The following is a 23,091-nucleotide window of genomic DNA, read 5'->3' as shown; positions in this document are numbered from 1 at the left end:
TTACACGACCCAAACAACATCAACCGCTTTTATTTTGGAGGTGTGTTATGTCACTAGTACCGAGAAGCAGATTCTTCGACATGGATCGGTTTTTTGATGATTTTTGGGCGGCCAACGGCAATGAAGCCGATGCGCCAGAGTCTTTCTTTTCACCGCGGGTAGACATCGTAGATCGGGATGACCACTACGAAATCACCGCAGAAATGCCGGGCGTAAAAAAGGAAGACATCAGTATCACCCTGGAAAATGGCGTACTCCGGCTGGAAGCAGAAACAACCCAGGAGAAAAAAGAGGAGCGCAAAGGCAAAGTCATTCGCCAGGAACGGCGTTTTGGCAAATACGTGCGCAGTTTCAACCTGGGTGGCGATGTCCACGAAGAAGACATCAAGGCGTCATTTGACGATGGTGTACTCAAGCTTTCCGCGCCGAAAAAGACTAAAGCAGCCCCTACCCAGAAACGTATTGACATCAATTAACCTGAAACTGTTTATTACATAGGGCCGGGCAATCAAGCCCGGTCAAATTTTTTCAGGATGGAGAACCTCCCCATGTCATCTGAAATCAATGGCATCAAACGTCAACTTGAATCCCGCAAGGAAGAGCTGTTACATCGCCTGGACAAGATCAAGCAGGATGTCACCAAGGCTCACTCCTATGACTGGTCTGAGCAGGCCCAGGAAAGGGAAAACGACGAGGTGATGAATGCGTTGGGAAATGAAGCGCGCCTGGAGCTGGTCAAGGTCGGACAGGCATTGGAAAGGATCGCAAGTGGCAGTTACACAACCTGTCGTCACTGCAATGAGGAAATCTCGCTGGAACGACTGCAGGCCGTCCCATACACAGACTTATGCATTCGCTGCGCAGGTTATTACTGATCCCGAAAATAAAGGCAATCAGCCGTGACATCTGACAGCTGACGGCACCCCATCAGCTTCATATCCAGCTCAATTTCAGTGCGCAGCAATTGTATTGCCCTCGCCACTCCGGGCTGGCCGCCAGCGGCAAGGCCATATAGGTAGGATCGCCCGATCATGCAGGCGTCAGCGCCCAAAGCCAAAGCCTTCAGCACATGGGTTCCACGGCGAATACCGCTATCCAGAATCAACTCAATCTGCCCACCCACCGCATCGGCAATTTTAGGCAACATCTCAATGGTCGCCGGCGATGAATCCAACTGGCGACCGCCATGGTTGGAAATCACGATGGCCGAAGCGCCAATATCCACAGCCCGCCTGGCATCTTCCACAGACATAATGCCTTTCACAACGAATGGCCCATCCCACAGGCTTTTCATCCATTCGGCATCTTCCCAGCAAACCGTGGGATCAAATTGTTTCGACACGTACTGGAGCAGGTTAGACACCTCGCCAGATCCTTCCCGTATCTTATGGGCCACATTGGCCAGTTCGATGGCATCGGTAGTGAGGTAGTGATAAACCCAGGCGGGATGCAACAGCACATCCAGCACGCTTTTTGCCGTCAATTTTGGCGGCAGTGTCATGCCGGTACGCAGATCACGTTCGCGATTACCGTGGGCGGGCAAGTCCACCGTGAGGCACAAGGCATCAAATCCAGAACTTTTCGCTCGTTGAACAAACTCGCGACTTAACTCCCGATCCTTGTGCACGTAGACCTGGAACATTTTTGGACCATCGGTTTCCCGACCAACATCCTCAATGCTGGTGGTGGAAAGTGTGGACAGTGAATAAAACGTGCCACTTTTCGCCGCCTCCCGGGCTACTGCACGCTCTCCTTCATGGTGGAACATGCGACTCATGCCGGTTGGCGCACAAAGCACCGGCCAGTCGATTTTCTTGCCCAGTACAGTGGTTGAAAGATCAATCTCTGACACATCGACCAAGGCTTTTTGCATCAAACTATATCGATCAAATGCCGATGTATTGGCACGCAACGTGTATTCGTCGTCTGAGCCCCCGTCGATATAGCCGAACAGTGAAGCGGGCAGGCGTTTTTTTGCCAGCTTGCGCAAATCGTCAATATTGAAACAACGGGATAACTGCCACTGATGAATCATTTATAACCCCTCGGCAAGCCTGGTCGGAAAGCGTGTCAACTCTGAACCCCGCCAGTGAAAGGACACGGGCCACAGTGCCTGCCGATTGTGTTCGTAGTTTTGCCAAAGCTCCCCGTAACTCAGGGCGGCAAGCGGGTGCAGCTCGCCCGGGGCAATTTCCGCCAACGGCCATAGCACAAAGGCGTTAAACAGAATTTCCCCCCTAGGCAAGGCAACCCCATCCACCAGACCGACACATTGATCATAGGTCAGAATATCAATATCCAGGGTACGTCCACTGTAGCGCGGACAATCACGTCGCCGCCCATGCCGATCTTCCAGAGCTTTTAAATAGCGGGACAACTCGCCCACCGACATCGACGTTTCAATACCTGCCACAAGATTCAGAAATGCATCACCCTCAAAACCCACGGCTTCACTTTCATATACGGAGGATAATTGCAAATCACCAAACTGCTCAGCCAAGGCATCCAACGCGGCATGAATATAGTGCTCACGATCGGTATTACTGCCCAACCCCAGATAAACACGAGCCATCAGCTGCGTGCTCCCCGTTCGATCACAACACCCACATCCTCAGCCTGTGAAATGGCTGCCGGTTTGCCAATTCGCAGGCGCACCCAGGGCACCTCAAATTCTTCCATCACCAAGGCCGCCACCTGCTCGGCCATGGTTTCAACCAGCAGAAACTGGCAGCCACCAATGAATGCCTGCAGACGATCTGACACAGCTTTGTAGTCGAGTGCATCCCGAATGTCTTCGCTCGCCGCTGCCCGACGGATATCGGTCGCCATCTCCAGATCAATGCTCACCACCTGGCGGACCTCTCTTTCCCAGTCAAAAATGCCGATGATGGTATCGATGCGCAGATCGCGGATGTAAACAATATCCATGGTGGCTATAACTCCGGCAGGGGTGGCAGTGTATCCATGGACCAGCGTGGCAAGGCGCTTATGGACAAGCCTTCCCTCTGCCCCGCCATTAAGCGTCGGCATCCCGCATAGGCGATCATGGCACCATTGTCCGTACAGAACTCATGCCGGGCATAAAATACCTTGCCGCCCACTTTGGCAAGACTGGCAGAAAGCTTTTCCCGCAGACGGCTATTGGCGGAAACTCCCCCTGCAATAATTAGTGTTTTCAGGCCAGTCTGCTCCAGGGCGCGCCGACATTTGATAGCGAGAGTATCTACCACCGCCTCCTGGAAAGCCCAGGCAATATCTGCCATGGTCTGATCATCCGGCAGCACATCATCACCACGGTGCTCTGCGATGGTATTCAGAGTATAGGTTTTCAGGCCCGAAAAGCTGAAATCCAGGCCGGGTCGATCCGTCATAGGTCGGGGAAACTTGAACCGCTGCGGGTTGCCGCACTCAGCCAGTTTGGCAATTTCTGGCCCACCAGGGTAATCGAGATCAAGCATTTTGGCCGCTTTATCAAATGCCTCGCCCGCCGCATCGTCGACGGACTCGCCGAGAATTTCATAGTGACCAATACCCTGAACAGCGATCAACTGGGTATGGCCACCAGACACCAATAGGGCAACAAACGGAAATTCCGGAGGTGTGGCTTCCAACATGGGCGCCAACAGGTGCCCTTCCATATGATGAACACCAATGGCTGGAACATCCCAGGCATAGGCCAGGGAGCGACCAACACTAGCGCCCACCATCAGGGCACCAATCAGTCCCGGACCCGCGGTGTAGGCCACACCGTCAATATCGGCAGGAGTCAATGCCTGCTCAGTGAGCACCTGCGAAATCAGTGGTAACAACTTGCGCACGTGATCCCGGGAAGCCAGTTCCGGCACCACGCCACCGTATTCGGCATGGACCGCCACCTGACTGTAGAGGGCATGGGCCAGAAGGCCCCGATCGCTGTCATATACGGCGACACCGGTTTCATCACAGGAGGTTTCAATACCCAGTACGCGCACTCGATTCTGGCCTATGCTTGAAGGGAGGGTGGAAAAGGGCGAATGATACGGTAAAAACGTCTCAAATTCATGTGGTTAGCCCACCCGCACGCAGGCCATAAAAGTTTTGCAACCACTTCGGGATACGTATAGAATACGCGCCCTTGAAGATCGTGCTGAATATCACGGCACTGAAAACTAATTGCATACAACAGGATCGAGGATACATGCCTTACGTTCGCGTTAAAGAAAACGAGCCTTTTGATGTGGCTCTGCGTCGCTTCAAGCGTTCATGTGAAAAAGCCGGTGTACTGGCCGAAGTTCGCCGTCGTGAGTTTTATGAAAAACCCACATGGGAACGCAAGCGCAAAGCCGCTGCTGCCGTGAAGCGTCACGCCAAAAAGCAATCACGCGAAACTCGGAAATTTACTCGCCTGTACTAATACCCGTTAGACAGTCTGTAAATTCTATCCATCAAGCGCCGCCACGTCGGCGCTTTTTGCGTTTGAGGAAATTCCCATGAGCGATACCCTAAAAGCACAGATCACCGAAGCCATGAAAGATGCCATGCGCGCCAAAGAGAAGGAGCGCCTAGGCGCGATCCGCCTGATTCTCGCGGAACTCAAGCGCATTGAAGTGGATGAACGCATTGAAGTGGATGATGCACGGGTGCTGGCCATTCTCGACAAAATGGTCAAACAGCGTCGGGATTCCATCAGCCAATACGTGGATGCCGGACGCCAGGAACTGGCCGATAAGGAACAGGCGGAAATTGACGTGATCCAGGCATTCCTCCCCGAGGCGCTTGGCGAGGCAGAATTAACCACCATGATTGATGCGGCCATTCAGGAAAGCGGCGCTGAATCCATGCGCGATATGGGCAAGGTCATGGGACTACTGAAACCCCAGATTCAGGGGCGCGCCGATGTCGGGGCTGTCAGCGGTATGGTGAAATCCAAACTGGGATAACAGCGGGCTAGATCAGCCACCCCTTTACTGGTTAAGCTGTCACTTTCCTACCGGCCGATATACACCACTTAAAAAAGTGCTGCGGCCGGTGAATTCCGTTTCACCATCATTTTTCTGGGAATGAATGGCCGGCAAAATTCCACAAAGTTTTATCGATGACCTGCTGGACCGGGTGGATATCGTCGATATTGTCGGCAGCCGCATTGATCTGAGAAAGTCGGGCAAAAATCACTCTGCCCGATGCCCCTTCCACGACGAAAAAACGCCCTCTTTCACAGTTAGTCAGGACAAACAATTCTACTATTGCTTCGGTTGTGGCGCCGGCGGAAACGCCATCGGTTTCGTTATGGACTACGATCACACCGCCTTCCCGGAAGCCGTGGAATCACTCGCCAGGCACGCCGGGCTGGAAGTCCCCAGAGAGTCTAACCATAACGACGCCGCCACGGAGCGCCGCAAAGGGCTCTACGCCGTAGCTGAGAAAGCAGATCGCTACTATAGAAACTGCCTGCGTCAGCACCCGGAAGCGAAAACTGCCGTCGACTACCTGAAAAGCCGCGGCCTGAGCGGCGAAGTGGCAAGAACCTTTGGTATTGGTTTCGCTCCTCCCGGCTGGGACAACCTTTTACAGACTCTCGGCCAATCGGACCTTGACATTCAACAGCTGAAAGATACCGGGCTGCTGATCGACCGGCAGGACGAAGGCAAACTCTACGACCGTTTCCGCAACCGAATCATGTTTCCCATTCGCGACCTTAGGGGCCGCACCATTGGCTTTGGCGGACGGGTATTGGGAGACGACAAACCCAAATACCTGAACTCCCCGGAAACCCCGCTTTTCCATAAAGGGCGAGAGCTCTACGGCCTCTACGAAGCCAACCAGCAAATGCGCGAAGCACCCAGTCTGCTAGTGGTGGAAGGCTATATGGACGTGGTTGCCCTCTCCCAGTGTGGAATCCACAATGCTGTGGCAACTCTCGGAACGGCCGTTACTGCCGAGCATCTGGAAAAACTCTTCCGTCATACATCAGCCGTGGTGTTTTGTTTCGACGGCGACTCGGCAGGCCGAACCGCTGCTCTCCGCGCGCTGGAAACGGCTCTACCCGTGATGATTGACGGTCGTTCTGCCCGCTTCCTGTTTGTCCCTGAAGGCGAAGATCCGGACACGCTGGTGCGTAAAATCGGAAAGGACCAGTTCCTGTCCCTGGTAGAATCTGCCACCCCGTTATCTCAGTATCTATTCGAATCCCTGTCAGATGGGCTCGATGTTTCATCCATGGACGGCCGCGCCCGTCTCAGTAAGCTGGCTGCCCCCCTGATCAACCGCATACCTCAAGGCGTATTCAAGGCACTGATGCTGAAAACACTGTCTGAGAAAACCGGGCTGGATACGGAAACGCTGACTAGCCTGATTGTTCCTGCAACGCCAATAGCGGATCGAGATATCAGTCCAGAGTATCCGGAGGACTTGGGTTACGAAACCTACCCCGATTACATGGACAACTCCCCACTGGAGGATTACGACCATCGACATTCCCCTACCAGAAATCAGGCTAAAGTAAGCAAGCGGGTCAAAATGTCACCGGCGTACACCATGATCGCGCTATTGGCCAATCACCCGGAATTAATTGCTCACTGCGCAGCTATGGAAACATTGCAAAAGCTCGATGACGAGGGCATTGAAATTCTGCTGCCCCTTGTGGAACTGCTCCTTGAAAACCCCAATTACAGCCTCAATCATATCCTTGGGTACTGGCGTGGTGTGCACAGCGCCGAACAAGCAGAAACCCTGGCTAAAATTGCCGCCACGGACCTGCTGCGCCCCGTAGCCAACAGCGAACGGGACAATCAGCGCGAATTCATCGATAGTCAGGATCGACTGTTGAGGAAAACACTGGCACAACTGGCACCAGCTGAACTTCTCCGCCACCTGGCTGACAAAGAGGCTGTTGATGAACATGACCTGAAACACCTGAACAACGCATGGCTCAAACTCTCTGCAGAGCAGCGCACGGTGGAGACAAAAGAGTTATTTAATCAAATACTTGGGAAACCCAGAGTGCAATAGCTGAAGACCGGAAAGAACGGCATTTTTTACCAAAACAGGTAACACAAACGCAGCTTCTTCCGGTATAATCCCGCGCTTAATTTTGCCCCCGGAATAACAGCAGATCATATATGAGTGGTACCGCACAGCAACAATCACGTATCAAGGAACTGATCGCCAGAGGCCGTGAACAGGGCTATCTGACCTACGCAGAGGTGAATGACCACCTCCCGGAAGATATTTCTGATCCCGATCAGGTCGAAGACATTATTCAAATGATCAACGACATGGGCATCAGTGTTTTTGAGACTGCACCTGATGCCGAACAACTGCTGATCACCTCCGGCGACTCCACTACTGACGAAATTGCTGCTGCAGAGGCAGCAGCTGCCCTGGCTGCGGTTGAGACCGAACAGCATCGCACCACAGACCCAGTACGCATGTACATGCGGGAAATGGGTTCCGTCGAACTGCTAACTCGCGAAGGCGAGATTGAGATCGCCAAGCGCATTGAGGAAGGCGTTCGTGAACTGATGGCAGCATTGGCTGAATGGCCCACCACAGTTGACCACATTCTCTCCGAATACGATCTCATCGAAAGCGAACAGCGCAAACTCAGCGATGTACTGATCGGCTACCTCGACCCCATGGAACACGTGCCTTCGGCACTGGCCCAGGCTGAGGCTGCGAAGAGCCGGGAAGAGGAAAAAGCTCGCCAGGCTAACGATGACGACCAAGACGAAGATGACGATGACGACGACAGCGATGAGGCTGAAGACGATTCAGGCCTTGACCCAGTGGAAGCCAAAGAGCGCTTTGACACTCTTCGTAAACTGAACGAAAAAGCCAAAAAGGCCATCAACAAATATGGCTTGGGACACAAAAACAGCCAAGCACCGATGCTTGCACTGAGTGAGCACTTCAAATACCTGAAGCTTGCTCCCCGGCAGTTTGAGCCCATGACCGACGTGGTACGCGATGCTCTGGTGGCCATTCGAAACGAAGAACGCACCATCATGACACTCTGCGTGCGTCAGGCAAAAATGCCCCGTACCGATTTCATCCGGACATTCCCCGGCCATGAAACCGACGAAAAATGGATTACCAGCCTGCTGAAGTCCAAAGAACCCTATGCCAAAGCCCTGGATGAACTCAAGGCAGACATCCAGCGCAGCCAGCGCCGCTTGAGACAGATCGAGGAAAACTCCGGCCTACAAGTGGGACAGATCAAGGACATCAATCGCCGCATGTCTATCGGCGAAGCCAAAGCACGGCGCGCGAAGAAAGAAATGGTGGAGGCCAACCTGCGCCTGGTGATTTCTATTGCCAAAAAATACACCAACCGTGGCCTGCAATTCCTCGACCTGATCCAGGAAGGCAATATCGGCCTGATGAAAGCCGTCGATAAATTTGAGTACCGTCGCGGCTACAAATTCTCCACCTATGCGACCTGGTGGATTCGCCAGGCCATCACCCGCTCCATTGCCGACCAAGCACGCACCATCCGTATTCCCGTGCACATGATTGAGACCATCAACAAGCTCAACCGTATTTCCCGGCAGATGCTTCAGGAAATGGGCCGTGAGCCCACTCCCGAAGAGCTGGGGGAACGCATGGAAATGCCAGAGGACAAAATCCGCAAGGTACTCAAAATCGCCAAGGAACCCATTTCCATGGAGACGCCCATTGGCGACGATGAAGATTCCCACCTGGGAGACTTTATCGAGGACGTCAATATCCTCTCTCCCGTGGATTCAGCTACCAGCGAAAGTCTGACCGAAGCCACCCGCGATGTGCTGAATGGGCTGACCGCCCGGGAAGCCAAAGTTCTGCGTATGCGCTTTGGTATCGACATGAACACGGATCACACGCTGGAAGAAGTCGGTAAGCAATTCGATGTGACCCGCGAGCGTATCCGTCAGATCGAAGCCAAAGCACTGAGAAAGTTGCGCCACCCGACCCGTTCAGACCACCTGCGCAGCTTCCTTGACGAGTAACAAAAACTCCAAAAAGTTTAACGCTGAATTTTTGGCTTAGCGCAAGCCGCACAATGAGTGAATGAGGCCACATACAACGTGTATGTGACCGAACGAACGAAGCTGTGGAACACTGCGATAGGCCAAAAAGCAAGTTTAAAAGGGCCCATAGCTCAGTTGGTTAGAGCAGGCGACTCATAATCGCTTGGTCGCAGGTTCAAGTCCTGCTGGGCCCACCATTTTCTGTCTGCCGCCACCTACTCACAATAAACTTGAAAACCAATTAGCATCACCCCCAACAAACAACCCCTCTTACGTTGATATCTGGAACCTGGTGCCAACGCAGTTATTTGTCCAACCTACAAACAAAAAACCACCTACTGGCAAAGGCCAGCTAGACGCTTTCAAATCTCACGAAAGCCCAAGCTGCTAACAACCCGTTTTAAACGGCCAAAAAATGTAAAACCCCAATGACAGTTGCCACCCGTAAAATCGCTTGGCAACATACTGGACTGTTTGACAACTAGATGAAATCTAAGGAATGGAAAGAGAAATGATGACAGCCAATGAAGCCATGCAGCGCCTGAAAGAAGGCAATCAACGTTTTGTCACCGGTGTGCGCAGTGTCGACACCATCATCAAGCAAATGCAACGAGCTGATTTCGTCGAAGGTCAGGCGCCCTTTGCTGTGATTCTCGGCTGTTCCGATTCACGAGTCCCCGCAGAAATCGTGTTCGATCAGGGTCTGGGAGACCTGTTTGTCATCCGTGTTGCCGGCAACATTGTCGCGCCTTCTCAGGTGGGCAGTGTCGAATTTGCAGCTGAGCAGTTTGGCACGCCGCTGGTCGTGGTGCTTGGCCATACCATGTGTGGTGCTGTCAGGGCCACCATTGATGAGCTCGAAAAACCTTCGACAGAAACATCTTTTAATTTGCTATCCATCGTTAACCGCATCAGGCCAACGGTGGAACCACTGTTTCAAACAGAACTTAAAAACGATGCCCAAAAGTTAATGGCGGTATCCATTCGCGCCAATATTCTTGCAGCGGTCAATCACCTACGGCACGGATCACAAATTCTCGAGCAGCTGGTTAACCGTGGGCAACTGGAAATTGTTGGTGCAGAGTACTCCCTGGAAACCGGGGAGGTTCTGTTTATCGATTAATTGCGGAACCAGTCAGACTGTTCCCCTTATCAGGTCTTTAAGCTGGCTACCAGGCTGCGAGCTGATGTCAGGAACTCAAGCAACCTTGGCAACCACGGCATAAAGGGGATCTCCATACCTCGGACTGCGGTCCATCATTTCGATATTTTCATAACAGCCGGCTTCTTCCAGAAAGTGCCTGACCAAATGGGCCCGGTGTTCGTCCTGCAGGTGTAACCAGGCAGCCGTTGCCTTGGTTTCGAACAGGCGATTGGAATAGGTGATAACCAATGGTGCGCCACGCTTCATCACCCGACCCAGATCCCGCAGCACCTCGACCGGGTTCGTCAGATAGTCGATAGAGACACAGATGCCTGCAGCATCAAACTGGTTGTCGATAAAAGGCAGCCTGGGCTGGCGATTGAGATCCTGAACCACCCAGTCATCCAGCTGGCGATTGTTGGCCATCTCACGGTCATTCATCCCCAGTCCCACCACTTTGCTGTATTGGCAATCCTCTGGCAGATGGCTGAGGAAACTGCTCATCAGGTCGAGGATGGCGCCATTCTCGGGGAAGTACTCACGGTAGAGTTGGGTGACTGCATCGATGGCGCCGGGATCAATATGGCTGACAAAGCGGGGAACGCGATAGAAAGCCTGATCGTCGCCTTCATCATGCCGCCTGAAAGAATCCTCAGTCAGAGTAAATTTATATCTTTTATCAAAACTCATGGTCGGAAGCCTAAGCCAGCAGAAGGGCAAGGTAAAGATATGTGAGACCAATTCGATCCCTAACGAACACATCCCCGCCTTGACCTTTTGGGCAGATGAACTGTACTTGTAAAGGATGGCAGCACGATCAATGGAGCGAACTCTCCGGGAGTGGCGACCATGGCAAAACAACCTGAGCAATCACATATACTTGAGAACCTGGTGGTTCATCACCTGAAGTTGTGCCGGGCAAAAGACGACGACGTGCAACGAGCCATGATAGACATCGGCAACCGCTTTCCCTTTGACCTGGTTTCTTTTGACGAACAACAGTCTGTGCTCAATCTCGCCTATGATGCCTCCCGCCATAATGAGGAAGGAGTCAAGGTGCTTTTGCGGGAACATCATCTGCACATCAGCCACGACTGGTGGACCCACTCCCCCGATGGTTACAAGTGGTTGATCACACACAAACAGCAGGGCAAACTCCGAGACTGACCCACCGTTCATACAAGGTTGGGCACATAACAATAATTCTGATAGAGGCCGTGTATGGAGCCGAAACATGTTCTTGAAGTTGTGGACATGGGCATCGACACCCACCAGGAACCCGTAATTTTCATGCGCGAAGATTGTGATATCTGTCGCGCAGAAGGCTTTAGCGCCAGTAGCCGCCTGACACTCAGCGCCAACGGCCGAACCCTGATTGCCACCCTGAATGTGGTGGACAATCATGTCCTGCCGGTGGGGCGTGTTGGGTTGTCAAAAATTGCCATGCAACAGCTGCACACTAAAAATGGCAGCAAGGTGATGATACAGCACACCCCATTACTCACCTCCCTCAGTCTGGTAAGAAAGAAAATCTACGGGCATGCCCTGAACCAGGATGAAATCACCCGCATCATCACCGACATCAGCAATCACCGCTACAGCGACATTGCCATTGCCAGCTTTCTCAGCGCCTGTGCCGGCACCCGCCTGGACGTGCATGAGATTATCGCCCTCACCAAGGCCATGGTAGATTGCGGCAAACGGCTTGAGTGGCCAGATCATGACCGGATCTTTGACAAACACTGCATCGGCGGCTTGCCCGGCAACCGCACCACGCCCATCGTGGTGTCCATTGTCAGTGCCGCGGGGCTGATCATACCCAAAACCTCTTCCAGGGCAATCACCTCCCCCGCCGGCACTGCAGACACCATGGAAACCCTCACCAACGTCAACCTGAAACTGGCCGATATCCAGCGGGTGGTGGGTGAAACCGGCGCTTGCCTGGCTTGGGGTGGCGGGGTCAATCTGAGCCCAGCTGATGACCTGTTGATTCGCATTGAACGCGCCCTCGATCTGGATGGGGAAGGCCAGCTAATCGCCTCCGTACTGTCGAAAAAAATCGCTGCCGGCTCCACACACGCAGTGATCGATATTCCCGTGGGAGCTACGGCCAAAATACGAACCCAGGAAGAGGCCGGACGTCTGGCCTCACTGTTTAGCGAAGTGGGTACAGCCTGCGGTCTGGTCACCCGGTGTGTGATTACGGACGGCAGCCGTCCGGTGGGTTACGGCATTGGCCCAGTGGAGGAAGCGCGGGATATTCTTTCTGTACTCCAGAATTTGTCCGAAGCACCACAGGATTTGCGCCAGCGTTCATTGATGTTATCCGCACACCTACTTGATATGGCCTTGGGGAATGGCCTGCAGGACTGCCTGAAACAGGCACAACAACTGCTGGAAAATGGTGAGGCATGGAAACAGTTCCAGCGAATCGTCCGCGCCCAAGGCTGGAGCAAGGTTCTGCCGACAGCTCACTACCAGCACGACGAACCGGCAGACCGCAGTGGTGTGGTCACTGCCATCGACAACCGGCGCCTGGCCCGGCTGGCAAAATTGGCGGGCGCACCCTTTCATCCAGCCGCCGGACTGCGACTGGCTGTCAATGTCGGCAGTGAAGTTCAAGCCGGTCAACCGCTGTTCACACTTCTAAGTGAAAGTAAGGGGCAACGGGATTACGCCATGGAGTTCTATCACGATAATGGCCCCATCTTTACCATCGATGAAACATCATGAGCCACTCATCCATCACCTCGCCCATTCTGTTTTCCCTGGATCAGCACCCCCTGATGCCACCCTTGTGCGACCGGCTACAGGGCTTGATCGGCTGCCTGGACACCCGCCAGTTCCCAGATGGTGAAACTTACCTGCGTGTAACCACGGAAGTGGCCGGAAAGGACTGCATCGTAGTCGCTAATCTGGCACATCCCAACGACAAGTTCCTGCCATTGATCTTTCTTTTAAATACCCTGAAAGAGTTGGGGGCACGCTCCGTAGGGTTGGTGGCCCCCTACCTTTGCTATATGCGGCAGGATCGCCGCTTTAACGACGGAGAGGCCCTCACCTCCCGAACCTTCGCAGAGATATTGTCCCGACATATGGACTGGTTGGTCACAGTGGACCCGCACCTGCATCGCTATCACAACCTCGAGGCGATCTACACAGTGCCGTGCCAGCGGGTCGAAGGCGCTCACGCCCTGGCCGACTGGTTACGTCACCAGCAGCAATGCTTGCTGGTTGGTCCTGATGCCGAAAGTGAACAGTGGGTCGCCCAGGTGGCCACAGATAGTGGACATCCCTATGTGATCGGAGCAAAGCAACGGCATGGCGACCGAGATGTCGAGATACAGCTGCCCGACCTCAGCCCCTACCTGGGATTAACTGCGGTCATCATCGACGATGTCATATCCAGCGGGCAGACCATTCTGCAATGCCTCGCAGCCCTGCAGCAGGGTGGTATAAAGCGTGTGGATTGCGCAGCGGTACACGGCATTTTTGCCGACAGGGTGGACAGCACATTGCTGCAAGCTGGACTAAAGAAGTTGGTGACCTGCAATACCATCCCGCATGTCACAAACCGGATTAATGTGGCTCCCCTGCTATACCCCGCCATCAAGTCCCGCCTTGAGGCCTGTTAAGAAGATGGAGGAGAGACACCATTGCGTATCAACGAAACTCTCCCAACCGAGCTGTCAGGTGTTACTTAGTCCAACCCATAACAAGCATTGATAAACAATACTGACTCAGCAGGCTTGAACCTCTCACTAAAAACCCGTTTGATTGAGCCAGAGCAAGTCGAGTGGGGATGACTCATACCTACACTAAAAGAATTAAGGGCAAAACGACCGTAGCCGGATGAAAATACACAGCAGCCAAACAAACACCCAACCCAGCCACCGCATTGATCCTCGATTGCAGTCCGCTTTCGACAACACTAACCGGCAGCACTTTATTCGCTGTGAAGACCAACAGCTCGTCGCCGGGCACAGTATTCCTTCCGAAAAAGCCCTCCGACAGATGTTGGGCATCCTGTCGTTTCCCGTTAACCCCAAAATCCTTCATGTCGGTGCAGGATTAGGTTATGCCTGTGCGGTGTTATCAAAAATCGCCACCCAGGTGATTGGCATGGAAAAAGACCCCGAGATTGCCGATATCGCCAAAGTGAGACTCGAGCAACTCCACCTCGACAATGTCAGCATTATCAACGGCGATGGCCAGGAAGGCGCGGCAGAGTTTGCACCCTTCGATATTATCGTGGTGACCACACCCAAAATTACCAAGCTCACCACCCTGCTCGACCAACTGGCTCCAGGCGGTCAACTGGTCTGTGTAGAACATACGGCATCGATACTCCTAAGGCTGGTGATCTATACTCTGGATGAACACGGTCAGGTAACGCGCTGTGAGCACGGCAGTATTAATTTTTCTCAAAAAGATGAGCAAAGCCTGATTGAACTTGGCATCGTCAACAAAGACATTCTCAACAGGGCACGGGATCGGGCCAAGGCCAACAAAACGCTAATCATTGACGAGGTACGGGAGCTCGCCAATCTCGATGACATCGCCCTCTACCGCTCCATGGCCAAGCGCTACAACCTGGAGCTGGCCAATGTGGATATTCTCCTGCGACGCCTTGACCCGAAAATATTCAACAGCTTCTCACAGGCATTTCTGGATCATCACCGGCTGATTCCACTGTATACGGATCACGGCACCCTGAGGGTTGCAACCAGTGATCCTGAGGCCTCACTGGAAGAAATCCAACGGGTGTTTCCCCGCCATAAACTGGAAAAGTTACTGGTAACACCAACGGATTTCCGCCGCCTCTGGTCGGCCACGGACCTCTGTGTCCAGGCACACACATCAAGCCTGCCCGCCTATGAAGAAAAAGCCCTGAGCGACGCTGATCAGGATCTGCTAGGCAAATACAAACCCGAAGTCGGCGCACACCTGGTCTCACTGTTTGAGGCGCTACTGCTGGATGCCGTGGCCGAACGGGCCAGCGACCTGCATATCGAGCAATACCAGAAACACGTGCGCATCCGCCTGCGGGTGGATGGGGAGCTGCACGACCTGCCTCACTACGATATCAGCCCTGCGGAACTGCGCGGACTCGTCAACGTCATCAAACTACGGGCAGAGCTAAACATTGCCGAGCGCCGACTACCCCAGGGTGGCCGTTCGCGGTTGCGGGTTGGGGATTCGCTGTTCGATCTGCGGATTCAGGTTCAGCCCTCACTGCACGCCGAACACGTTGTCATTCGGCTGTTGCCACAGAATTCCAACCTGATCAGTATCGACAAACTCGGTCTCTCTTCCCAAGTGGCCAGTCACTACAAACGCCTGCTGCGAAACCCAGCCGGTCTGGTACTCGTTGTAGGGCCTACCGGTTCGGGCAAAAGCACCACGTTGTATGCCGGTCTGCAACTGCTGGCTGACGATGGCTCACGTAAAGTCATCACCGTCGAGGACCCGATTGAGTATTCCATCAACAACATTCAGCAAACCCGTGTGCGGCCGGAAATCGGCTTCAAGTTTGCCGATGCCATGCGGTCTTTTGTGCGCCAGGACCCCGATGTCATCCTGGTGGGAGAAATCCGCGACCACGAAACGGCCACCGAAGCCATAAGAGCCTCTCAAACCGGGCACGTGGTGCTGTCGACGCTTCACTGTAACGATGCAGTGGACGCCATGCAGCGCCTGTTTGACCTGGGTGTTCACCCCAACTCACTGGCCAGCGAATTGCTGGCAGTGATGGCCCAACGACTGGCCAAATGCATCTGCACGCATTGCCGGGTAGAAGCTGAACCGGAAAGCGATATTCTTCAGGAGATATTCCCCGACGGAACTCCGGACAGCTTCCGCTGCTACGTGGGCAAAGGTTGCGAGCGCTGCAACAACACCGGCACCCATGGCCGGGTTGCCGTAGTGGAATATCTGCAGGTGGATACCGAGCTGCGCAATGCCATTGCCCGTCACATTCCGGTGGGAGAACTGCGCAAGCTGGCACTGGATTGCGGTCTGGTGACCATGCGTGACAGCGCCCTCGACCACGTCATCCAGGGCAACATTCCCTTATCTGAACTTCCGAAGATCCTGCCCGCAGAACGCATGGCACCAGAAGCCCGCTGGCAGTGGGAAAAACCGGACTGAGATCCAAACACATGAACGACAAAGCCATACAACGCCCAACGGCGGAAACTCTCTACCATCACGAACTGGAAAGACTTCGGGAGTGGGACTCTGGCCCAATACCACCCGGCTGGAATCTGTCACCACTGGCGGTGGAGAAGTTCGTACTCGGCGATGACGAACTGGATATCCAGCGTAAATTTGTCGCCCAGCGTGAACTGGTCACCCGCATTATTATCAGCCTGGCCACCAACCGTGGCGCCATGCTGATCGGCGAACCCGGCACCGCCAAATCCTGGCTGTCGGAACTGCTGTCTGCCGCCATATCCGGCCAGTCGACCCTTACCATTCAGGGCGGCGCCATTTCCCAAACCAGCCAGTTGCTTTACAGCTGGAACGAAGCGCTGCTCAACACGCAAGGACCCTGCGCCGAAGCACTGATTCCCAGTCCTATTTATCAGGGCATGCTTGACGGCCAACTGGTGCGCTTTGAAGAAATTGCCCGCTGCCCGCAACATATTCAGGATGCCATTCTCTCCATCATGTCAGAACGACAGATCATGGTGCCGGAACTGGGTAAAGACTCGGTGTTGTTCGCCCGGGAAGGCTTCAATATTATCGCCACCTCCAATTCTCTGGACAGCGGCATCTATGCAATGAGCGCTGCACTAAAGCGCCGCATGAACTTTGAAACCATCCCGCCGATTCGGGACCTTGCAGACGAAATTGATGTGGTGATGCGCGAATCGGAAAAACTGATTCGCCTCTCCGGTGTGGAGGTAAAACCCGACGCCCTCACTATCGAAGTGCTGACCACCCTGTTCCACGAATTGCGCAATGGCCAGACTCTGGATGGCCGCAGTACCGACCGCCTGGCAGCCACCGTCATGTCCACCGCGGAAGCCGTGTCAGTAGCCCATGCCATGGGTGTGCATGCCTATTATTATGGCAGTGGCACCATGGCCCTGGATAACCTAGTGCACTTTCTGATCGGCGCCGCCCTGAAAGACAACAAAGACGACCGCCGTCGGATGAAGCATTATTTTGAAACAGAAGTGTCCATCAAGAAAGGTGAACACTGGCAGCAGGTATACGAGCAGCGGCGCTTATTGTAGAAGCCGTTTTGGCGAGTTGCTGCCTCTAGCCACAGCGACTAGGCACTGCCCACGTGACAGGGTCGCGTCCGAACGCAGTTTCGCCCGCTGTTTTTGGCCCAGTAAAGCCCTTCGTCGGCTCGCTTGATCAGGCTATCGATCGACTCTCCGGGGAAATATTCCGCCACCCCGAAACTGCTGGTGGCATGGATGTGTTCAGGAAATTCAGCCTGCTCCATTTTGGCTCGCAGCATTTCCGCCAGCGCCTCTGCACCCATGAGAGAGGTGTTGGCGCAAATCACCATAAACTCTTCTCCGCCCCAGCGACCGACATAGTCCGTTTCTCGGATATTGTGTTTAAGGCAGCGGGCAATTTCGCGAAGCACTTGATCTCCCATCAAGTGGCCGTACTGATCATTAATCAGCTTAAAGTGGTCAATATCCAACAGAATAATGGAAAAAACGGGGCTGCCTCTATTCACCAGCTTGCTTTCTTTCACCAGCAAAGCATCAATTTTATTGCGGTTATAGAGATTGGTGAGCGTATCGGTGATAGACAACAACTCAGCATTTTTCTTCTGGGTCATATCCAGATACACCGCGTTATAACCTAGAACCTTGCCCTTGCCATCCTGCACAGGTTCCACAAAGACGTCCATCACCAACTGACCGCCATTTTTTTGCTTCAGATAAATCTCACCCTGCCAGTTTTTTCCGGCAGAAGTGGCTTCCAACAACTGGCGAATCTTTAAACCATTATTCGATTCATCCATCAGGAATGTGTGAGGTTTCCCCAATAATTGGTGGCTTTCATAACCAGTCAATTCGCAAAAAGCGATAGAGATGTACTGCACCTTCAACTCACTATCTACCCGCATCACACAAGTATGCCGATCGAGTATTGCCAGGTAACGTTCTGCTTTTTCCCTCGCCTCATTGGCATCATGGGTCTTTTGGTACACGATTCTTTGCAGCCGCTGATTGATTACAAACATCAAGGCCAGCACGGCCATTGAGATGATCGCCAGGGGCACAATCCAGTGGAGAAAGACCGAATGAACATCCGCAGGAACCAAATAATCATCGGCAAAAAAACCGGTTAAATCTGCCTCGGCGGGTATTCTGCCCCGCTCTCGGTAAATATCGGCAATTCGGTCAAACCGATGACGATTGATCAGACCAACATCCAGGAGATCAGGCTGGATCATCCGGCGAATGGACTTGGCTTCATACACCAACTGTTCGCGGGTTTTTTCCGGTTGATATTTCCTCAGGATCAGATCGATGATCTCATCCGGGTGCTCAAGTGCATACCCCCATCCCCTGATAGTTGCCCTTTGAAATGCAGACACTACATTGGGATGCGTATTTATCATGCGTTCGCTGGTAAAAAGGCTATCACCGTAGAAATCAATCCCGTAATTGGCCGGATCAATAATATTAATCTCGATGTTTTTTTCGCGGTATAGATAAGGTTGGTTAGAAATGTAGGCGGACATAGCGACGATATCGGAATTCAGTAGCGCCCAATCATCAAAGCTGTGTGGTACAGAAATAATATCTTTCGGACCCAGCCCCACTTCATTCAACGTGGCGGCGATCACTGCATCATCCTGATCCAGCTGATACATTAATGTTTTTCCAGCCAAATCAGCTGGGCCGAGAATGTTGTTTTCAGCAAGGCTGATCAGCACCATAGGCGAATGCTGAAAAATCGGGGTAACCATTACCACGGGTTTACCATTCATCCGGGCAACAATCAGGCTGGAATCTGCCACACCAAAATCCACGAACCCAGAGACCACGTCGTCTACCACGGCCGTCTCCGGATCGCGTTCCAATATATGGACGTTAAGTCCTTCCTCGGCGAAAAAGCCTTTTTCCAAGGCAGCGTAGTAACCGGCGAACTCAAATTGATGGAACCAGTTAAGCCGCAGACTCACGGTCGTTTCTGGTACTGCCACAACACCCTCTGCAGGCTCGGCCCAGGCAGAAGGAAGCAAGGAAACCATCAGCAGCAGGGATAACGCCAAGCGGGCAAGAGCACGAGTCGTAGAAAACATCGGCAACTGTAAAAATCTTTGAATCAACACAAGCCGGATACCTTGATCGTAATATTCGGTATTAATTAAACAATATGACCGGTTGAAAGCGCCTTAGTGCGGCCTTTCTGATAATCAAGGCAGACAAATGGATAGAGATACAGAGGAAAACTCAGATACCCGGATACCAGCGTCACTCAACCTCAACTTTATAACTATCGTCCCGTCGACACTCAACTTTGGTCGGCGGCACAGGAACGGGGCCAACATCCGTGTTTTGGCATCATAACCCCTTCTTCAATTCCTGCAAGGCACAGCCTGGAAATACCTGTCACATAACGGCGGCGCTCGCGGCAAACCAACCCCCAAATGCCATGTCTGCGACAATTTGTCGCAGAAGATCAGAACAGTGTCCAGGCGGAACCGGACTGGCGTACCAACCTGACCTTGGCCAAGGCCATCCGCTTTTAATTTCCCCGGCATTCCGCCGCGATATTTCAACCCTCCCCCATTCCCGCTAGACTGTTCTGAGGGGAATGGGAGCGGGTTTGATGGCCTTCAGCATCGCGGAATACTCCAACCGACTGATACCAGTTGTGTCCAGCATTGGCCAAAGTAGTTTTTTTAATCAGCTGATGGCTTTTCTGAAAAAACTGACCCCCATTGATAACGCAGTCATTCTCTACTATCACCAACAACAACCAACGTTGAGCTACAACGACCTGCCACCGGCCAACCGCCCAACCCATATTGATTTATTCCTGAGAGGCGCCTACCTACTGGACCCCTGTTACCGGGCGGCCCAGGACGGGCATGAGGGATTTTATCGACTGGACGGATTGGCCCCGGTGGGTTTTCGGAAAAGTGAATACTACAAAAACTATTTTCGCCACACCGGACTGATCGATGAGTGCGGTTACCTGTTTCAGTTAAACACAAAGGTGCCAGGAGATTGGCTGAACATTTCCCTCGGCCGGGATGAACACCATCATCGTTTCAGCTTGTCTCAACAGCGCTTGCTGCAGGATATTGCACCGCTGCTCCAATCTCTGTGCCAACAACATTGGCAAAGCACCGATCACAGCCAACACCAAGACGATGACCTGCACCGGCATTTATCTTCGGCACTGAGCCATTTTGGTAGATCGGTACTCACCGAAAGAGAGGCACAGATCATTCAACTGTTTCTGCACGGTCACTCCACCAAATCCATCGCTCAGAAACTGTCTATTTCTCCGGAAACGGTAAAACTGCATCGCAAGCACAGCTACGCCAAGCTGGATGTTACATCCCAATCAGAGCTGTTCTACCTGTTCATCGATGCCCTTTCGAGTATGCGGCCGCCATTTGGTGGTGACCCACTGGAGGGGTATCTCGAAACGAAAACGTGAGGCCGGGTTATAAAGCAGAGACACATCAGGATGAGGAATATTCAGAGATAAGCGTCGTATTCCAGGATAGACACCCTCCGGTCAAATTCTGCCAGTTCCTGCTGTTTAGCCGCCAGAAACACCCGCTGAAATTCAGCTCCAAAATACTCGCTGATAAATGCCGACTGCTCCAGACGCTGTAGGGAATCAGGCAAGTAACGAGGCAACTCCTCACCCGGCTGAGCATAGGCATCGCCCTCTATGGCCGGGGGCGGTACCAGTTGTTGTTCAATGCCATGGAGCATTCCCGCCAGAATCACCGCGACCACCAGATACGGGTTGGCATCGGCACCGGCCACACGGTGTTCTATGCGGCGGTCCACTAGGTTACCGGTGGGAATCCGCAACGCCGTGGTGCGATTTTCATAACCCCAGCTGGCCGTCAAGGGTGCATGACTGCCGGGCTGAAAGCGACGACAGGCATTGATGTTGGGGGCAAGAATAGCCATGGCATCAGCCATAGAAATCAGGCAACCCGCCACGGCCTGGGCCAGTAACTCACTGCCCTGCTCCGTGCCATTGTTAAAAACATTTCTGCCCTGCTGGTCGAGGAGACTGCAGTGCACATGCATACCGCTACCCGCCAACTCGCCAAATGGCTTGGCCATAAACGTGGCCAGTTTGCCATGTTCGCGGGCCACGCCCTTGATCAGACGCTGCAACATCAGACCGTGATCTGCCGCCAGCAGCGCATCATTGCCGTGGTAGAGATTGACCTCATACTGAGAGGGTGCAGCTTCGGCAATCAGTGTATCTACCGGCAACCGTTGAGCGACACAGGCCTCCCGGATTGCCCGCATTAACGGCGCTTCATCCTCCAGCTGATCCATGCTGTAGGTCTGGCCACCTACTGCGGGCCCACCATCGATAGCACGCTGGCTGTGGGTAGGCCGACCAAATGTGTCCCGCTCGGTATCGAACAGGTAAAACTCCATTTCCAGTGCCACCACCGGTGTGTAGCCCAGTTGTTTCAGGCGCTGCTGGATATTCCGCAACAAATCCCTGGGGTCGTAACCACAGGGGATACCGTCGGCCTGACGCAACGACATCAGTAATTGCCCAGTGGATGCCGATAACCAGGACACAGGCGCCAGGGTCGCGGCCTCCGCCACACAAACGCCATCGGCATCGCCGGACTCGAATACCCAGCTTTCCGGATCGCGGCCCCAAATATCAAATCCCAGGGTGGTGAGGGGCAGCTTCAGGCCACCTTTAAAAGCCTTGTCCAGATGCTCACGGGACAACCATTTACCTCGCAGCCGACCGTTAAGATCCGGCAGCAACGCCTCAAAGGTATCTATCTGGGGATAGGCATCGAGAAATGCCAGCACTGACTGTTGATCGGAAGATGTCACAACCGGAAATCCATCGTTGGGTTCGTTCCTTGAACGTTAGCACATGGCACCGCCGGAAACCCGCTCAAAGGCGCTCCCGGATAGCATCGCCAAATGCCCGAAACAGGGCACTGTAAAAAGGGTCTCGCTGGTACTGCCACTCCGGATGAAATTGTACCCCCAGGGCGAAACGGCTGTGATCGAGCGATCGCGCCGCTTCAATCAAACCGTCAGGGGCAGTAGCTTCTATCTCCAGGCCATCCGCAAGTCGATGGATGCCCTGGCCATGCACGGAGTTAACTCGCACCCGTTCCGCGCCAGCCAGCCCCCTCAACAGACCGTCTTCGACCAGGAGAATCTCATGGGCATAATCATATTGCCCCTCCCTCGGCAGGCTACTGTCTTCCCGGTGATCAAGCATACCTGGCACTTCGTGTACACGCTGGTATAGGGAGCCGCCCAGCGCCACATTCAGTTCCTGGAAACCCCTGCACACCGCGAACAATGGGATGTCACGCTCGATGGCGCGGCGAATCAACGGTAGGGTTGTGGCATCCCGCTGGGGATCAAGCAAGTTGTCTGACGGGCTTTGCTCGCCGTAGAACTGCGGGTTCACATTGGAGATATTGCCGGTGAGAAACAGACCGTCCAGGCTATCCAGCACCTCATCCGGCAAACAGATATCGGTAAGTGGCGTCAGATCTGTGCCACCGCCGATGGCTGGCAGCAGCACCGGACGCACGCCAGCTCCGTGTGCCAAGGCATTGATATATTTTTCACCACTACCATGATGGGGGTGCAAGCCATGCTGGTATACATCACATGGAATACCAACTACCGGCCAAAGCTGCTGACCCATGACGCAATCCTCAGTTAAAGTCACCCTGACACACCCCATTGGGGGTGGAGACGTTTCAGCCATTTCGTGCTGAAA

General features: G+C 53.5%; 21 protein-coding genes and 1 tRNA gene. 14 read left to right on the top strand and 8 right to left on the bottom strand.

The genetic code is table 11. From position 1 onward, the window contains the following. Positions 1–47 precede the first annotated feature (47 nt). Together Q8A57_RS08565 and Q8A57_RS08560 are read left to right on the top strand one after the other, a co-directional pair. The gene (locus tag Q8A57_RS08565; RefSeq protein WP_305170634.1) at positions 48–476 is read left to right on the top strand and encodes an Hsp20/alpha crystallin family protein; all 429 of its coding nucleotides are present in this window, start codon (positions 48–50) and stop codon (positions 474–476) included. Between the two features lie 72 nt (positions 477–548). Next, positions 549–875: a TraR/DksA family transcriptional regulator gene (locus Q8A57_RS08560; protein ID WP_305170633.1), complete on the top strand. Its 327-nt coding sequence runs from the start codon at positions 549–551 to the stop codon at positions 873–875. Here the strand turns inward: Q8A57_RS08560 and Q8A57_RS08555 are convergent. Genes Q8A57_RS08555 through tsaD form a run of 4 tightly spaced genes read right to left on the bottom strand, consistent with a single transcriptional unit; the run spans position 869 to position 3,971 of the window. Next, positions 869–2,035, bottom strand: a complete 1,167-nt coding sequence (locus tag Q8A57_RS08555; RefSeq protein ID WP_305170632.1) for an alpha-hydroxy acid oxidase — start codon at positions 2,033–2,035, stop codon at positions 869–871. The genes Q8A57_RS08560 and Q8A57_RS08555 overlap by 7 nt on opposite strands. Further along, positions 2,036–2,572: a 2-amino-4-hydroxy-6-hydroxymethyldihydropteridine diphosphokinase gene (gene folK / locus Q8A57_RS08550; protein WP_305170631.1), complete on the bottom strand. Its 537-nt coding sequence runs from the start codon at positions 2,570–2,572 to the stop codon at positions 2,036–2,038. Beyond that, positions 2,572–2,928, bottom strand: a complete 357-nt coding sequence (folB, locus tag Q8A57_RS08545; RefSeq protein ID WP_305170630.1) for a dihydroneopterin aldolase — start codon at positions 2,926–2,928, stop codon at positions 2,572–2,574. The genes folK and folB overlap by 1 nt, the downstream gene beginning before the upstream one ends. A gap of 5 nt (positions 2,929–2,933) precedes the next feature. Continuing rightward, positions 2,934–3,971 carry a tRNA (adenosine(37)-N6)-threonylcarbamoyltransferase complex transferase subunit TsaD gene (tsaD, locus tag Q8A57_RS08540; protein ID WP_305170629.1) on the bottom strand — a complete coding sequence of 346 codons (1,038 nt, stop codon included), beginning with the start codon at positions 3,969–3,971 and terminating at the stop codon, positions 2,934–2,936. A gap of 206 nt (positions 3,972–4,177) precedes the next feature. On the opposite strand from tsaD, the gene rpsU reads away from it, so the two are divergent. From rpsU to Q8A57_RS08510, 6 genes are all read left to right on the top strand, one after another. After that, positions 4,178–4,393, top strand: a complete 216-nt coding sequence (gene rpsU, locus Q8A57_RS08535) for a 30S ribosomal protein S21 (RefSeq protein WP_305170628.1) — start codon at positions 4,178–4,180, stop codon at positions 4,391–4,393. Positions 4,394–4,469: 76 nt separating this feature from the next. Beyond that, the gene (locus Q8A57_RS08530; RefSeq protein WP_305170627.1) at positions 4,470–4,919 is read left to right on the top strand and encodes a GatB/YqeY domain-containing protein; all 450 of its coding nucleotides are present in this window, start codon (positions 4,470–4,472) and stop codon (positions 4,917–4,919) included. A gap of 124 nt (positions 4,920–5,043) precedes the next feature. After that, positions 5,044–6,987 carry a DNA primase gene (gene dnaG / locus Q8A57_RS08525; protein WP_305170626.1) on the top strand — a complete coding sequence of 648 codons (1,944 nt, stop codon included), beginning with the start codon at positions 5,044–5,046 and terminating at the stop codon, positions 6,985–6,987. A gap of 110 nt (positions 6,988–7,097) precedes the next feature. Further along, complete coding sequence (gene rpoD / locus Q8A57_RS08520; protein ID WP_305170625.1) at positions 7,098–8,963, top strand: RNA polymerase sigma factor RpoD; 1,866 nt, start codon at positions 7,098–7,100, stop codon at positions 8,961–8,963. A 141-nt stretch (positions 8,964–9,104) separates the two neighbouring features. Then, positions 9,105–9,181: transfer RNA gene (locus Q8A57_RS08515), tRNA-Ile, on the top strand. Between the two features lie 314 nt (positions 9,182–9,495). Then, positions 9,496–10,107 carry a carbonic anhydrase gene (locus Q8A57_RS08510; protein WP_305170624.1) on the top strand — a complete coding sequence of 204 codons (612 nt, stop codon included), beginning with the start codon at positions 9,496–9,498 and terminating at the stop codon, positions 10,105–10,107. 75 nt (positions 10,108–10,182) lie between these two features. Here Q8A57_RS08510 and Q8A57_RS08505 read toward each other — a convergent pair whose 3' ends face one another. Next, a complete protein-coding gene (locus tag Q8A57_RS08505) occupies positions 10,183–10,818 on the bottom strand; it encodes a methyltransferase domain-containing protein (protein ID WP_305170623.1) in 636 nt (211 codons plus the stop codon). 159 nt (positions 10,819–10,977) lie between these two features. On the opposite strand from Q8A57_RS08505, the gene Q8A57_RS08500 reads away from it, so the two are divergent. From Q8A57_RS08500 to Q8A57_RS08480, 5 genes are all read left to right on the top strand, one after another. Beyond that, positions 10,978–11,295, top strand: a complete 318-nt coding sequence (locus Q8A57_RS08500) for a cation transporter (protein ID WP_305170621.1) — start codon at positions 10,978–10,980, stop codon at positions 11,293–11,295. A gap of 54 nt (positions 11,296–11,349) precedes the next feature. Further along, the gene (locus tag Q8A57_RS08495) at positions 11,350–12,861 is read left to right on the top strand and encodes a thymidine phosphorylase family protein (protein ID WP_305170620.1); all 1,512 of its coding nucleotides are present in this window, start codon (positions 11,350–11,352) and stop codon (positions 12,859–12,861) included. Then, a complete protein-coding gene (locus Q8A57_RS08490; RefSeq protein WP_305170619.1) occupies positions 12,858–13,763 on the top strand; it encodes a ribose-phosphate diphosphokinase in 906 nt (301 codons plus the stop codon). Before Q8A57_RS08495 ends, Q8A57_RS08490 begins: the two co-directional genes overlap by 4 nt. Before the next feature lie 217 nt (positions 13,764–13,980). Continuing rightward, positions 13,981–16,278 (top strand): ATPase, T2SS/T4P/T4SS family, encoded by a 2,298-nt coding sequence (locus Q8A57_RS08485; protein WP_305170618.1) that lies wholly within the window; start codon positions 13,981–13,983, stop codon positions 16,276–16,278. 11 nt (positions 16,279–16,289) lie between these two features. Then, positions 16,290–17,372 carry an ATP-binding protein gene (locus tag Q8A57_RS08480; protein ID WP_305170617.1) on the top strand — a complete coding sequence of 361 codons (1,083 nt, stop codon included), beginning with the start codon at positions 16,290–16,292 and terminating at the stop codon, positions 17,370–17,372. A gap of 38 nt (positions 17,373–17,410) precedes the next feature. Here the strand turns inward: Q8A57_RS08480 and Q8A57_RS08475 are convergent, their stop codons facing one another. After that, positions 17,411–19,444, bottom strand: coding sequence for an ABC transporter substrate-binding protein (locus Q8A57_RS08475; RefSeq protein WP_305170616.1), 2,034 nt, complete (start codon positions 19,442–19,444; stop codon positions 17,411–17,413). Between the two features lie 500 nt (positions 19,445–19,944). Between Q8A57_RS08475 and Q8A57_RS08470 the strand changes: the two genes are divergently transcribed. Further along, the gene (locus Q8A57_RS08470) at positions 19,945–20,784 is read left to right on the top strand and encodes a helix-turn-helix transcriptional regulator (RefSeq protein ID WP_305170614.1); all 840 of its coding nucleotides are present in this window, start codon (positions 19,945–19,947) and stop codon (positions 20,782–20,784) included. 41 nt (positions 20,785–20,825) lie between these two features. On the opposite strand, the gene Q8A57_RS08465 is transcribed toward Q8A57_RS08470, so the two are convergent. Both Q8A57_RS08465 and Q8A57_RS08460 read right to left on the bottom strand, forming a co-directional pair. After that, positions 20,826–22,178, bottom strand: coding sequence for a glutamine synthetase family protein (locus tag Q8A57_RS08465; RefSeq protein WP_305170613.1), 1,353 nt, complete (start codon positions 22,176–22,178; stop codon positions 20,826–20,828). A gap of 64 nt (positions 22,179–22,242) precedes the next feature. Beyond that, positions 22,243–23,016, bottom strand: a complete 774-nt coding sequence (locus tag Q8A57_RS08460) for a gamma-glutamyl-gamma-aminobutyrate hydrolase family protein (RefSeq protein WP_305170612.1) — start codon at positions 23,014–23,016, stop codon at positions 22,243–22,245. Between the last annotated feature and the right edge of the window lie 75 nt (positions 23,017–23,091).

This window comes from Porticoccus litoralis (assembly GCF_030676955.1).
Classification (GTDB): domain Bacteria; phylum Pseudomonadota; class Gammaproteobacteria; order Pseudomonadales; family Porticoccaceae; genus Porticoccus; species Porticoccus litoralis.
Note: the sequence above shows the minus strand (reverse complement) of the source record. Positions and strands in the feature narration are given on the sequence as shown.

What these genes read in the sequence shown, in the direction of transcription:
- Q8A57_RS08510 (WP_305170624.1), top strand. Translation starts at nt 9,496, where the DNA reads ATGATGACAGCCAATGAAGCCATGCAGCGCCTGAAAGAAGGCAATCAA.
- rpoD (WP_305170625.1), top strand. Translation starts at nt 7,098, where the DNA reads ATGAGTGGTACCGCACAGCAACAATCACGTATCAAGGAACTGATCGCC.
- folK (WP_305170631.1), bottom strand. Translation starts at nt 2,572, where the DNA reads ATGGCTCGTGTTTATCTGGGGTTGGGCAGTAATACCGATCGTGAGCAC.
- folB (WP_305170630.1), bottom strand. Translation starts at nt 2,928, where the DNA reads ATGGATATTGTTTACATCCGCGATCTGCGCATCGATACCATCATCGGC.
- Q8A57_RS08480 (WP_305170617.1), top strand. Translation starts at nt 16,290, where the DNA reads ATGAACGACAAAGCCATACAACGCCCAACGGCGGAAACTCTCTACCAT.
- Q8A57_RS08495 (WP_305170620.1), top strand. Translation starts at nt 11,350, where the DNA reads ATGGAGCCGAAACATGTTCTTGAAGTTGTGGACATGGGCATCGACACC.
- Q8A57_RS08460 (WP_305170612.1), bottom strand. Translation starts at nt 23,016, where the DNA reads ATGGGTCAGCAGCTTTGGCCGGTAGTTGGTATTCCATGTGATGTATAC.
- Q8A57_RS08490 (WP_305170619.1), top strand. Translation starts at nt 12,858, where the DNA reads ATGAGCCACTCATCCATCACCTCGCCCATTCTGTTTTCCCTGGATCAG.
- Q8A57_RS08560 (WP_305170633.1), top strand. Translation starts at nt 549, where the DNA reads ATGTCATCTGAAATCAATGGCATCAAACGTCAACTTGAATCCCGCAAG.
- Q8A57_RS08555 (WP_305170632.1), bottom strand. Translation starts at nt 2,035, where the DNA reads ATGATTCATCAGTGGCAGTTATCCCGTTGTTTCAATATTGACGATTTG.
- Q8A57_RS08485 (WP_305170618.1), top strand. Translation starts at nt 13,981, where the DNA reads ATGAAAATACACAGCAGCCAAACAAACACCCAACCCAGCCACCGCATT.
- Q8A57_RS08565 (WP_305170634.1), top strand. Translation starts at nt 48, where the DNA reads ATGTCACTAGTACCGAGAAGCAGATTCTTCGACATGGATCGGTTTTTT.
- Q8A57_RS08470 (WP_305170614.1), top strand. Translation starts at nt 19,945, where the DNA reads ATGGCCTTCAGCATCGCGGAATACTCCAACCGACTGATACCAGTTGTG.
- Q8A57_RS08505 (WP_305170623.1), bottom strand. Translation starts at nt 10,818, where the DNA reads ATGAGTTTTGATAAAAGATATAAATTTACTCTGACTGAGGATTCTTTC.
- Q8A57_RS08530 (WP_305170627.1), top strand. Translation starts at nt 4,470, where the DNA reads ATGAGCGATACCCTAAAAGCACAGATCACCGAAGCCATGAAAGATGCC.
- rpsU (WP_305170628.1), top strand. Translation starts at nt 4,178, where the DNA reads ATGCCTTACGTTCGCGTTAAAGAAAACGAGCCTTTTGATGTGGCTCTG.
- dnaG (WP_305170626.1), top strand. Translation starts at nt 5,044, where the DNA reads ATGGCCGGCAAAATTCCACAAAGTTTTATCGATGACCTGCTGGACCGG.
- Q8A57_RS08500 (WP_305170621.1), top strand. Translation starts at nt 10,978, where the DNA reads ATGGCAAAACAACCTGAGCAATCACATATACTTGAGAACCTGGTGGTT.